We start from the raw sequence: 13,073 nt of genomic DNA, 5'->3' as shown, positions 1-13,073 counted from the left end.
TAAATATAGGGATAATATTCAATTTAACAACGATTGTAAGCATTATTTCCAATTTAAATTACTGATATTCAGAACTTAATTTGATCACTCTCACAACTTAAAGTTTCATACCTTTCAATCTCAAACTATTCAACACTACAGAGACCGAACTGAATGCCATGGCCGCCCCTGCGATCATTGGATTTAATAAGAAACCGGTGAATGGATATAACAAACCAGCAGCCAGTGGAATTCCAATAATATTGTAGATGAAAGCCCAAAATAAATTTTGCTTGATCCCTCTTATTGTTAATTGAGATAGATGAAATGCTTTAGGTAAATTTTCTAAATCCGAACCTATTAAAGTCATTTTAGCCACGTCAATGGCTATATCCGAACCTTTGCCCATGGCGATACTCACATCTGCTTGAGCTAGAGCTTCAGAATCATTTATACCATCACCCACCATGGCTACTACTTTTCCCTTAGCCTGCAATTCCTTTACAAAGTCAGATTTATCGGAAGGCATTAAGTGGGCTTTTACGTTTTTTATTCCGACAACATTAGCTACAGCTTGTGCAGTTTTTTCGGCATCCCCGGTGAGCATATAAACTTCCATGCCTCTATTTTGCAATTGCTCAATACTTAATTTTGCATTTTCTTTGATTTTATCGGCTATACCTATAATGGCCAATATTTGCTTTTCATCAGCAAAATAAATGACGGTTTGACCTTTCGATTCCCATTCATCAGCAGTAATCAAAACTTCATCGCTGGTTTTTAAGTTTTGCTCTTGCATCCATGCAAAATTTCCTACAAAATAATTTTGATCATCGTATTTTGCTTTTACGCCTCTACCTGAAATACTTGCAAAGGATTGAATACTTATTTTTGAAAGTTCAGCAGATTTTAATTGTTTTAAAACCGCCTCAGCCAAGGGATGCTCGCTTTTAGATTCAATATGAAATAAAATTGATCTCAAAGAAGTTTCTTCAGAAAACCACTTTTCATTTACCACCGAAGGCTGGCCTTCTGTAATCGTTCCTGTTTTATCCAAAATAATCGCATTTGTCTGATAGGCTTTTTCCAAACTCTCAGCATCTCGAATCAACATATTATTTTCCGCTCCTTTTCCAACACCAACCATAATAGCCGTTGGAGTTGCTAAGCCAAGCGCACATGGACAAGCAATTACAAGCACCGTAATTGCAGATAGCATTCCTTGAGTCAAGGAATTTTCTCCACCAAAGATTTGCCACAAAACAAAGGTTAGAATTGCTATTCCGATTACAGTAGGTACAAAAATACCAGCAATTTTATCAACCAATTTCTGAACTGGGGCTTTACTTCCTTGGGCTTCTTTTACTCTTTCAATGATAGAAGCCAATAAAGTATCTCCTCCAACTTTCTCAGCTTTGAAAGTAAAGCTTCCTTTTTGATTAATTGTACCCGCAAAAACCTTTGCTCCAGATAATTTTTGCGCAGGAACCGGTTCACCTGTAATCATGCTTTCATTCACATAAGAATCACCACTCTCAACTGTACCGTCAACAGGAATTTTATCACCAGGCTTTACCAAAATTTCATAGCCTACTTTTACAGATCCGATGGGTATTTCCTCCTCACTTCCATTAATCAAAACAATAAGTGTTTTCGGCTGCAGCCCAATCAGTTTCTTCAAAGCCGAAGAAGTATTAGTCTTTGCTTTTTCTTCTAAATATTTTCCTAAAGAAATAAAAGTAATGATGACAACAGCTGCTTCATAGTAAACATGTGCCTCTAATCCCCTCTGAAGCCAAAATTCAGGATAAAACGTATTGAAAATACTCAGTGCAAATGCAATTCCAGTACTAAGTGCCACCAAAGTATCCATATTAGCTTTGCCATGTTGGGCTTGCTTCCACGCACCTTTGAAAAAATGACCCCCAAAATAAAAAAGAACTACTGCTGATAATGGTAAAGAAATATATTGGCCTATTTCCCAGCTCATGAAAAACATACCAAAAATAAAAACCGGAATTGAGAGAATTGCGGATCCTATTAGGCTTCTTTTGACTTCCAGAAACTGAGCTATTTGAGCTTCTTCCTGCTTTTCGGCTACATTGTCTTCCTCCATAATGGCATCATAGCCTACTCCTTGCAGTGCAGATTTTAAATCCGCCAATGAAACTTCATCAGGATTGAAAGTAGCCCAAGCTGTATGAGTTGCAAAATTCACATCTGCATCTTGAACACCTTTAGTACTTTTAAGTGCAGACCCCACACTGGAAGCACAGGCCGCACAGCTCATGCCAGTTATTGGAAATGTTTTTTTTATTATTTGGGCTTCAGCTTTTTCTGTCATTTAAATCTTTTTCTTAACGAACTTAAAAATCTTTAAAAAAATACATAAACAATTTTTCATATATTACGATATGAAAGTCATGGAAGTTCAAAAGTCTGATGAAAAGTTAGCCAAAATGGCTAAAATATTGAAAGCTGTAGCCAATCACAATAGATTGAGGATTGTACAGCTACTATTAAAAACAGGAGAAATGACAGTGAATGAAATTTGTGAAGAGCTGGAGAACTGTGAACAGTCATTGTTATCACATCATTTAGCCGCTTTAAAAGAGGCTGCAGTTTTGAGTTCAAGAAGAGAAGGGAGAAAAATTTACTACTCTTCTGCCAAAAAAGAGATTGAGAATTTAATGAATTGTATTGAAAACTGTTGTAAATAAATGAATGATAAAATAAAAGAAGTATTAGAAAGAACGCCATTCGAACCAGAGTTAAAGGATGAAATCTTAAAATCCGGTCGATTGAAGAAAGCTAAGACAGGTCAAACCGTCATCACGCCAGATGATGAAGCACAGGAAATGCCTTTAGTGATGTCTGGTTTACTAAGAGTAATGCGAAACGATGACAATGGCAATGAAGTCTTTTTATACTATTTAGAGGGAGGGGAAACATGCGCCATGTCCATCACTTGTTGCTTAGAAGGAAAAAGAAGTTCATTCCACGTAGTGGCCGAAGAAGATTCCGAACTATGGATGATGCCGGTTTCCAATTTGGACAATTGGATAACAAAATATCGGAGCTTTAGACGGTTCGTCTTCAATTCTTACCAAACAAGGTTTGATGAATTACTACAGACGATCGACAGTATGGTTTTCATGAAATTAGATGAAAGACTTTACAATTATCTTTTAGATAAGAAAATTGCAAGCGGATCATTTGAAATTAAGAAAACTCATCAGCAAATTGCAAATGAATTGAACACCTCCCGAGTTGTAGTTTCTAGACTATTAAAGAAGTTGGAAAAGGAAGATAAGATTGAGCAAAGAAGAAATTATATTGAAATACTTTAAAACTTGTTTTCAGGATGGCAAATTAGAGCAGTTATTATAAGTCAGTAACTCATGTTACAATCCACCTTTGGACACTGCCGTATATTTGTGGTAAGTTAAAAAATGAAAAGAATTTAGAATTATGAAAATAGAACAAATTTATACAGGATGTTTGGCACAGGGCGCCTATTATATGGAGAGCAATGGTGAGGCTGCTATAATTGATCCATTAAGGGAATCTGCTCCCTATATCGAAAAAGCAGATAAAGATGGCGCTAAAATTAAGTATATTTTCGAAACTCACTTCCATGCTGATTTTGTTTCAGGACATGTGGATTTAGCCAATAAAACTGGGGCAACAATTGTTTATGGTCCTGGAGCTAAAACTGACTTCGATATGCATGAGGCGACAGATGGAGAGCTCTTCCAGATAGGTGACATAAAAATAAAGGTTTTACATACTCCTGGTCATACATTAGAAAGTTCTACCTTCCTATTAATTGACAAAGAAGGAAAAGAAAAAGCCATTTTCAGTGGTGATACTTTGTTTATAGGAGATGTAGGAAGACCGGACTTAGCACAAAAAGCGGGTAAAATTACTCAAGATGACCTAGCAGGAATGCTGTTCGACAGCTTAAGAAATAAGATTATGACATTGCCAGATGACGTAGTTGTATATCCTGCGCATGGAGCGGGTTCTGCCTGTGGTAAAAACATGAGTAAGGAGACTACGGATCTGTTAGGTAATCAAAAGCAAACGAATTATGCCTTAAGAGCAGATATGACTAAACAGGAGTTTATTGCCGAAGTAACTGACGGATTATTACCTCCACCACAGTACTTTGCTCAAAACGTGGCCATGAACAAAGCAGCTGATACTTCTGGTTTGGATAAGATCTTAGAAAAAGGAAATGTGGGATTGGATGTTGAAACATTTGAAGCAATGGCAAATCATGAAGGTGCTTTAGTGTTGGATACTCGTCATCAAAATGAATTTGTAAAAGAACATATACCCAATTCCATTTTCATTGGTATTGACGGAAGTTTTGCCCCTTGGGTTGGTGCTTTAATCCCTGATTTGCAGCAACCTATTGTATTCATTGCAGAAGAAGGTCGAGAAGAAGAAATAGTGACCCGTCTATCAAGAGTGGGGTACGATAATACATTAGGATATCTAAAGGGTGGAGTAAATGCTTGGAGATCAGCAGGAAAAGATACTGATAGTGTTAAATCTATTCCTGCTACAGAATTTGCATCAGAATTAAAATCATCAGATTTGACAGTTCTAGATGTTAGAAAACCGTCTGAATTTCAATCTGAACACGTGGAGGATGCACAAAATTTTCCTTTAGATTATATCAATGATAACTTCGATGAGTTAGATAAAGATCAAACTTATCATGTGCATTGTGCAGGTGGATATCGTTCAGTGATTGCTGCATCTATCATGAAATCAAGAGGTGTTCATAATTTAGTAGATATTGCTGGTGGTTTTAAAGCTATTAGCGAAACAGATATTCCTAAAACAGATTATGTTTGTCCCACTACTTTGAAGTAAATTCAATTTTAAATTAACTAGCAAAAGGAGGCTCTCTTAGTTTATGCGAGCCTCTTTTTTAATTCTTTTATATGAAAACATATTCATATATAATATTCTTATTGCTGTTGCCTTATGCTACTACAGCTCAAAACCACGATCAACAATTTGAATCCATAGACTCTGTCAAGCATGGTTCATTCAACCCCAATGAAGCCCACAGTTTTCATGAATGGTTTAAGAAAGGACATGTAAGCGGTTTATTTCGCTCCAATACTATTCAAACCTACAGACCAGCTAGCCAAAATTTCAGTGGTGCTTCTGGTTTAGGTGGAAGAATCTATTACCACAGTGCCTATTGGCATGGACTCCAAATGGGAATTGGTGGAATCTATACTTACAATGTTTTATCCACTGATTTAAGTGGTTCAGATCAAAACCCATATGCACCAAGATGGGAAAGGCAATTATTTGATTTAGAAGATCCAAAAAACAAACATGATTTGGATCGACTGGAGGAGCTTTTCATCAAATATCGCTATAAAGACTCTTATGTTAAATTAGGAAAGATGCTTTTGAATACACCCTTAGTTAACCCTCAAGATTCCAGGATGAAGCCTTCGGCATTTCAAGGAATCTGGTTGGACTGGAATGAAGGCCACCGATTTGAGATCAATGGAGGTTTCTTCAATAAAGTTTCACCCAGATCTACTACCGAATGGATTAAAATCAATGAAAGTATAAACCTTTATGAGCACTTGCTAAACCCAGATTCAAGTCATTACGACTTAAATACGAAGGGAATAGCCATTGCAGGTGGTCATTATATTCCAACTGAAAAACTCAGTTTCCATTCCTGGCAATATCTCATTGAAAACATTAGCTTTATAACATTTAATCAAATAGAGTATCAAGAAAGCAAAATCAAGCTTGGACTTCAGTACTATTTTCAAACCGCCATTAATGAAAATCACTATGTAGAAAAGGATCACAAAACTCACAAAATATCTGGTCAGATCAAATGGATGGAGGATAAATGGCAATTGTCCTACAATCAGACTACTAATATATCTGACTACGCAATGAAATTTCCGTCAGAATGGGGAGCAGAGCCTTTTTATACATTTATTAGCCGACACAGAATTATTGGTCTGGAGGAAGTTAATAGTCGAGCGATAAAATTAGATGTTCAGCCTTTTAATAACTGGAAATCACTGAATCTCGGACTCTATGCTGTGCATAGTTTATTCGAGCAGTCTAAGGTTAAAAATTCAATGACACAATTAAGTTTAGATATTCAAACCCATTTCAAAGGTAATTGGAAAGCACTAAAGTTGAGATTTCTGAATACCTATTTTATTACAGATGGCTTTGAAGAAGATTCCTTTTTATTTGAGTCAATTCTTCATACTCAATGCATGGTAAATTATCAATTTTGACTTATGCCTTCCTCAATTTCAAAATAACCGAAGTACCTGATTTCCCGTCACTATGGATATCAATTTTACCATTCATTTTTTTAACAAACTCAATTACAATCGAAAAGCCTAGTCCGCTTCCATGCTCATTTGCAGTTCCTGTACTACTTACTACATGTTTCCCTTCTAATACTTTTTGAATTGCAGTTTGACTCATTCCTACTCCACTATCAGAAATTCTGATTTCAATAAAAATACCTGCCTTATTGGCTTCTAAATCAATCTCCCCGCCTTTCCTTGTAAATTTAATTGCATTAGAAATTAGATTTCTAAATATGGTCAACAAAGCATTTTCATCTGCCAGCACAGCGAAATCTTCATCAATTTCATTTACAACTTTTATATCTTTCTCTGCTAATTGATAATCAAAAACCTCAATTGTTCTTTCAAAAATAGTTCGTACTGCAATTTGTTTAATATTAAAAACAAAATCACCTTTCTTACTAAAGGTCCATGACAATAACTGATTAGTAAGCACTGAAATATTTTGTATCGACTGAGTTAAATACTTAAAATACTTAGATTTTCTATTTTCGTCAGTTTCAATTTGCAGTAGGTTTATCATAGCTCCAATATTTCCAATTGGACCTTTTAAATCATGAGCAATTATTCCAAATAATTTATCTTTACTATTGTTTGCAGTGATAAGGGTTTGACTTGCCTTATATAATCGAATAGCCAAAAACAAGGATATGACAAGAAAAATAATGATCAAGATACCGATAGTGTACTGTAATTGAATTAAGTCTTTCTGAGCCGTAAGTTCTTTTTGTTTCTTAGTATTTTGAGATATCAAGTCCTCATTTTCCCTATTTTTCCTTTCCACTTCATAGCGTGCATTTATTTCTTCTAATTGACGTGTTCTCTCTGACGCAATCAATGAATCCTTTTCGGCACTATGTAATTGATGATATTTATATGCCTTCCTATAAGATCCCTGAGCCGCATAATTTTCAGCTGTTAATTTATAGACCTTTTCTTTTTCACGCGTCTCTGAGGTTTCCTCCATCATCAACAAAGATTTATTATAATAATACAGCCCACTATCATAAGACTGCGTAAGGGTATGAATTTGACCTAAAGTATAATAAGTGTAAATCAATACAGATTTATATTGATGTTTTTCCTGGATCTTCACTGCCCTGTAGAGGAGTTGTAACGCTTCTTGATATTGTCCGAGTTCCATTTTAGGTTCGGCAAGATTCCCAAGAGTAATTGATAATCTGAATGTATTATCTCCCTTTTCATTAATCGCTAATGACTTTTCATAATTAGTAATTGCATCCCTGTATTTACCCTGAAAGCAATCTACTATTCCCAAATACTCAAAATTCGATGCAATGTATATGGAATCATTTGATTGAATCGCATATTCTAACATTTTCTCATACGTGGCTCGAGCGTCATCATATTTTTTAATACTCACAAAAATACCGGCTAAAATATTAGATGCTGCAATTAAATGTGATGTATCCTGTAGCTTTTCAAAAATCTGAATGCCTTCTAATATCTCTTCAATTGATCTTACATTATCTGTCATTCGCCATAGAGAGTGTGCAATCCCGATCTGTGCCTTACCTTGATAGAACTGATCTTGGTTTTCAAGAGCAATTGATTTCAAAATCTCGAAATTCTTCAATGCGACCGGATATTCCCCTGTAATGTATAATGCATCTGAAAAACTTAAATGATACTTTAATCTTTCTTCCTCAGAATCAAACTTTACTGAATCAGCATCAAAGCTAGAATAAAACTGAATTGCACACTGATAATTTTCGGCCGCAAAACATGAATCACCTTTTTCAATGAAGTCATGGTAATTTTTGACCTCTTGCTCAAAAATTAGATTAAAATTTAGTAGGAGTAGGTTTAATAATAAAATCACAACATCTCAAGAGATTAGAATTACAAATTAAGCTATTGTGATTAAATTCAATAGGTATTTATACTATTTTTTATTTTTTAATTTTTCATACTCCCGATCAACAGAGTAATATGAATTATTTACATACACGCCAAGAAAATGTAATGTAATTCCTATTCCCCAACCAAAAGTCATCCAAGCAGGCCATGGAAGAAAAAAGTCACCATAATTAGCACCATAACTGCCGGTAAAATACCACAACAACCACACTAATACATTTACTGAAAGGTAAGTTGATAAATGACGTTTAAAACCAACTCTGGCCTCAGCTAATTTCCATAATTCTTCGTCTCTATTTTCCATATGTTTAATTTAAATAATTTTTCATTTATAAAATGAATATTTTTGATCTTTTTATTTGCTGACTTCTCACGTACTCTTCCAGTTTAATCATTCACAAAATTGAATATTATCCCCGCATAAATACTCCTTCTGGTTAAGTAGTTAGACTGATAATTGCTGTAATCATAATTATAGCTTATCGAATTTTCATTTTTGAAGTCAAATACGTTAGCGACATTAATAAAAAAAAGACCGTTAAATTTTTGAGAGAATTGGAATAACCTGCTCACTCCCAGTGTAAAATTCATATACGGATCAAAGAAAATTGGTGATGTTCTCGTTTGTGGTACATATACTTCAAGGTCTGAAAAATAATCAGCGCTGTTTACTAATCGGTAGGTGTTTCCTTTAAAGATCTGAAATGAGGCATTAAAGGTCCATTGAGGAAATGGATTATATTTAAAAAACGTGCGAGCAAACCAATCCCAAGAGCTATCTAGATGATAAAATGAAGCGGATTGATCCAACTGAAACTTATTTTTTACAAAAAAGCTCAATCGACTCTCGCTCCCCGAAACTGCACTATCTCCATGAATTCGAAAAAAGCTTTGATGAATTGCCCAGTGCTTATCGCTAAAATCTAAGTCCATACTGGACTGAACTTGTTCTAATATTTGCGGATTCGTATCTATTCTCGTTTGATAATACTTCCCATGAGCTCCTATCAAATTCAACCGTTTATTAATATCCCATAAGTAGTTAAACTGATAGCTCCATAATTGCTCACTACTATTAGGTATATAGGCAGTTCGCATTCCACTGCCAAAAGCATGATCCCCCCATTTTTTTCTTCCATAAAAGTAATACTCATGACTTTCGAGTTGTTTGTTCGAACTGATTGTAAGTATAGGATGAATTGGTGCTAGTGCATAAGCAAAAGTGGGCACATCTCCACTAAATACACTATTCTGTAGCCAATAGGCATAGCCCGTTTTCAACACATCACCTTTTTTAGAATAGGTTAGGTTTACAGACGTGTAAGGGTCAGAATTTTTTACAAGGTAATCCATATTCCCAAACTGGAATTCATTTTTGCTAATAGAATTTCCTGCTATCAAAGAGCTTTGCCAGGAACCAAAATCCTGCACCCATTGAACAGTGGTTAAGCTCCTCTCAGCGTATTGTAAAAATCCATCCTGATAGCTAGGATGTCTGAAATTAAAATTATAGTTATCAATTATTGCATACTGGTATATTTTGATCGATCCCCAAGGTTGATGAGTAGTGAAAAGAGCACCTCCCTCTACAGCGTTAAAACTATTAATGTCTTTAAAATTCACTGTATTCACTCCTTTCAGAACTTCATCAAATTGGTAGTTGCCAAAAACACCTAAAAAAGATTGCTCACCAATTGCTCCTCGACTAGAGTACCCAAAGTTGGCCATTGAAAGACTAGCTGTATGTTGCCAATATTCAGGAAAACGATCAGCTAGTTCCAAAACTACAGTACCTGAAGTCGCTTGTCCGTACTCCACAGGTGGGTTTCCAGGAAAAACGGTAGCACTTTTTAGAAAATCAGTATTGAAAATACTTAGGGTCCCGGTATTCGTTAGTTGTGCATATTTCACAGGATTCTTTACAGGAACACCATTCAAAAAATACCCAGTTTGCTGCGGAGATGCACCTCTAAAAGCAACTGCTGCATTTTCGTCTTTGATGGTTGACGACATTTGTGTGTTTATAGCTACTAAAGCGTCCGCTTTAGAATTTGGATTTATATATATATCAATAGGATTAAGTTTTTCAAAAGCGAAATTTTCCGCTCCTAATACACTGGCTCTTACCTCAACACTTTGCAATTGTTGAGAATACTGCTCCATATTGATCAGTAGGCTATCATCTGATTTTTTCACAACGAACCACTTTTCCTTATATCCAATAAAGCTACAGACTATAGTATCCCCGTCCTCGAGGCCTATCAGATTGAAAAAACCATTAATATCTGCTACATCATTGATGGTATAATTAGTCTTTTTCCAAATATGTGCTCCAGGAAGTGACTCACCATCTGCTTCTATCTTACCTGATATTCTAATTTGTGCAGAAGCACTTGAAAAGAAAAAAAATAAGAAAATTGAATACAGCAAATTCTTCATTACGGATAAGCTTTAAATAATACAAATAGAATAGTTCCTTACCTATTTGCTCGCTTGAGCCTTAGGTAAAAGCTGGGAAGAAACCCATCTGAACTCAGGTTCTACAGCCAAAGCCTTCTGATATGTGGCAATAGCCTTGCTATGCTGGCCGACCTCTTGGTAAGCTTGTCCTAAATTTGCAAGTGTATTAATATACAGCCATCCTTTGTAATTATGCTTTTCGAACAACTCCACTGCCTTCTTAAATGATACGATTGCGGCTTCCTTATCTCCACCAAAGGTTTCAGGTGTATAAAATAATGAAGATCCCGAAATCATATGAACAATAGGTGAATCAGCATTGGCCTTCAATGCACTTTCAATAGCTCCTGAACTTTTTGGACCATAGTACATGCCTTTCCAAGGGGAGTAGGCCATTATAAATCCATAAATTGACGAGCGCAGCGCCATGGCCTCTGCCCTATAAATACCCTTTTCTTCTAAGGCCTCTAGATAATCTAATGCTGGATCTACAAACTGATCAAACTTCTTTTCATTTTTGGTGACCATAGTATTATTCAGAATACCGTAATAAGCAATGCCTTTCTCTATAGACCATTCCTCGTTGTACTGATCAAGAGCAGCCTCCCATAAACTCTCACTATTCATTAGATAGGCTTTATACATTAAACTATCGACTTCCTGTGCTTTGGTAATGTGTGCATTCACAATCATTACTAAAACAATTCCTAAGATTCCACTTAAATTTCTCATAATAAACTACTTTAATTTATAAACTATATTTTGATAAAAAAAGACTAATTAAAGTCTTCAAATCCTTTTCAAGATCAATCTGTTGGCTTAATATATGATCGCAGAGCGTTCAAATACGTTTCGAATGCATCAACCCCTTGTTCTGTAATCTTACAACTTGTGTGTGGATAATTGTCCTTAAATGTTTTATCCACTTTTATATAACCTGCATCCTTCAATTTATTAACCTGTACACTTAAATTTCCAGAGGTGGCACTTGTTTTCTCCTTTATAAAGTTAAAATCCGCTTCCTCAACGTTCATCAAAAGGCTCATAACAGCCAAACGTAATTGAGAATGCAATAATGGATCTAATGGCTCAAACATACTTATACATTTAACTTTTTCGGCAACAGATGCCCTGGGATAACAAAGCTAACAATTACTGATAAGGATAGCAGGAAAAGTTGCGTTTCAAATCCAGCATAAAATGCGAAAAAACCTACCAGCATGCTTAAATATCCACCAACAGTTAGTGCTTTATACTTTATGACACCTCCTGTGCTGGCAGTTCCTATTCCATATAAAACCATTAAAATTGGATATATCCCATTCCAACCTAAAGCGGGTGATGCAAATAGAAACACAAAGAGCGCTGCAATGAAAGCTCTCCAAATGGATGCTAAAGCTCTATCTGTAAAACTAAACGCTCGAGTTCTTCTCTTCTTCCTGCTAAAGTAAATACCGTTGTAAATGCCTGCGATTGGCATCGAAAGCCATACTAGCCAAGCCATTTCAATACCAAACTGATATTGCAGTAAATAATGCAACATCGATGAAATTGCCACTGCATAGCCCCACATCAAATAGATTACCTTATCTTGACTGATATTGTACTTAGTGGTACTAATCATCTCTGAGATGATGCTCAAACTTTCCTCTACTTTTAATTTTTCTTGTTCCATGTTTCCTTATAATTTTATAAATTCCCAAAATTTACACTCAACTTTATTCCGAAATTATTAAGGTGTTGTTGATTTAAATTTGCGTCTGCATTCAAATAGGCAATTCGATAATACACTCCAGCCGATAGATGCATGGTATGATTAATAGAGTACCAAACTTTGATATTAGGCTCTAGAAAATAAAAACTTTCAGAAATATCATCTAGTGAATAACCTCCAGAACCTGCCAAAACATCTCCTCCAAATCGAACTGATTCTTTCAACTCTGAAAAATATCCTAGCATTAGCCCACCATAGCCTAAGGAATTGAATTCTCCATTTGGCGTAGCCACACTATTTGCACTTCCGTATCCGGCACCACCCAGGTAAAAGTTAGGATTAATCACCCAAGCTCCACCGCCACCGATCATTAATAAGTTTCCGTGAGAAGTAAATTCAGAATTGGCATGCACACCTCCGAAACCACCTTGCGCTTTAGCTTTTTCAGCAATCACAACTGAAAAACAAATCAAAACTGTTAAAGTCAATAGTCTTTTCATACTTCAATATTTTGTTCACAAAACAAATATAATCTAGTTTATTTTATAAACCAAATTACAAATAAATTATTTTGGGGAAGCTACTATAATTTTGTTTTGAGCTGTTATCTTCAATCACTGTTGAAACAGAGAAAGAAATTATACTTGTGGAAC

At 35.5% G+C, this 13,073-nt stretch carries 12 protein-coding genes; 4 read left to right on the top strand and 8 right to left on the bottom strand.

What is annotated here, in order from left to right; translation table 11 throughout:
* Positions 1-97: 97 nt before the first annotated feature.
* Positions 98-2,323, bottom strand: coding sequence for a heavy metal translocating P-type ATPase (locus AAC601_RS00855; protein WP_340152220.1), 2,226 nt, complete (start codon positions 2,321-2,323; stop codon positions 98-100).
* A gap of 70 nt (positions 2,324-2,393) precedes the next feature.
* On the opposite strand from AAC601_RS00855, the gene AAC601_RS00850 reads away from it, so the two are divergent.
* From AAC601_RS00850 to AAC601_RS00835, 4 genes are all read left to right on the top strand, one after another.
* Positions 2,394-2,699 carry a metalloregulator ArsR/SmtB family transcription factor gene (locus tag AAC601_RS00850; protein WP_340152219.1) on the top strand — a complete coding sequence of 102 codons (306 nt, stop codon included), beginning with the start codon at positions 2,394-2,396 and terminating at the stop codon, positions 2,697-2,699.
* Complete coding sequence (locus AAC601_RS00845) at positions 2,700-3,329, top strand: Crp/Fnr family transcriptional regulator (RefSeq protein ID WP_303271908.1); 630 nt, start codon at positions 2,700-2,702, stop codon at positions 3,327-3,329. It begins immediately after the preceding gene.
* Between the two features lie 121 nt (positions 3,330-3,450).
* The gene (locus tag AAC601_RS00840; RefSeq protein WP_340152218.1) at positions 3,451-4,866 is read left to right on the top strand and encodes an MBL fold metallo-hydrolase; all 1,416 of its coding nucleotides are present in this window, start codon (positions 3,451-3,453) and stop codon (positions 4,864-4,866) included.
* 71 nt (positions 4,867-4,937) lie between these two features.
* The gene (locus AAC601_RS00835; protein ID WP_340152217.1) at positions 4,938-6,284 is read left to right on the top strand and encodes an OprD family outer membrane porin; all 1,347 of its coding nucleotides are present in this window, start codon (positions 4,938-4,940) and stop codon (positions 6,282-6,284) included.
* 1 nt (position 6,285) lies between these two features.
* Here the strand turns inward: AAC601_RS00835 and AAC601_RS00830 are convergent, their stop codons facing one another.
* From AAC601_RS00830 to AAC601_RS00800, 7 genes are all read right to left on the bottom strand, one after another.
* On the bottom strand, positions 6,286-8,208 hold the full coding sequence (locus tag AAC601_RS00830) for a tetratricopeptide repeat-containing sensor histidine kinase (RefSeq protein WP_340152216.1): 1,923 nt from the start codon (positions 8,206-8,208) through the stop codon (positions 6,286-6,288).
* Positions 8,209-8,271: 63 nt separating this feature from the next.
* On the bottom strand, positions 8,272-8,550 hold the full coding sequence (locus tag AAC601_RS00825; RefSeq protein ID WP_303271904.1) for a 2TM domain-containing protein: 279 nt from the start codon (positions 8,548-8,550) through the stop codon (positions 8,272-8,274).
* Between the two features lie 83 nt (positions 8,551-8,633).
* Positions 8,634-10,685, bottom strand: a complete 2,052-nt coding sequence (locus AAC601_RS00820; protein ID WP_340152215.1) for a carboxypeptidase-like regulatory domain-containing protein — start codon at positions 10,683-10,685, stop codon at positions 8,634-8,636.
* Between the two features lie 42 nt (positions 10,686-10,727).
* Positions 10,728-11,438, bottom strand: coding sequence for a tetratricopeptide repeat protein (locus AAC601_RS00815; protein WP_303271902.1), 711 nt, complete (start codon positions 11,436-11,438; stop codon positions 10,728-10,730).
* Between the two features lie 74 nt (positions 11,439-11,512).
* Positions 11,513-11,803 (bottom strand): transcriptional regulator, encoded by a 291-nt coding sequence (locus AAC601_RS00810; protein WP_303271901.1) that lies wholly within the window; start codon positions 11,801-11,803, stop codon positions 11,513-11,515.
* A gap of 2 nt (positions 11,804-11,805) precedes the next feature.
* Complete coding sequence (locus AAC601_RS00805) at positions 11,806-12,381, bottom strand: hypothetical protein (RefSeq protein ID WP_303271900.1); 576 nt, start codon at positions 12,379-12,381, stop codon at positions 11,806-11,808.
* 14 nt (positions 12,382-12,395) lie between these two features.
* Positions 12,396-12,920 (bottom strand): hypothetical protein, encoded by a 525-nt coding sequence (locus AAC601_RS00800; RefSeq protein ID WP_340152214.1) that lies wholly within the window; start codon positions 12,918-12,920, stop codon positions 12,396-12,398.
* Positions 12,921-13,073: the final 153 nt, after the last annotated feature.

Origin of the sequence: uncultured Marivirga sp. (assembly GCF_963974845.1) — a bacterium.
Classification (GTDB): Bacteria; Bacteroidota; Bacteroidia; order Cytophagales; family Cyclobacteriaceae; genus Marivirga; species Marivirga harenae.
This window is presented reverse-complemented; position numbering and strand designations above follow the sequence as displayed.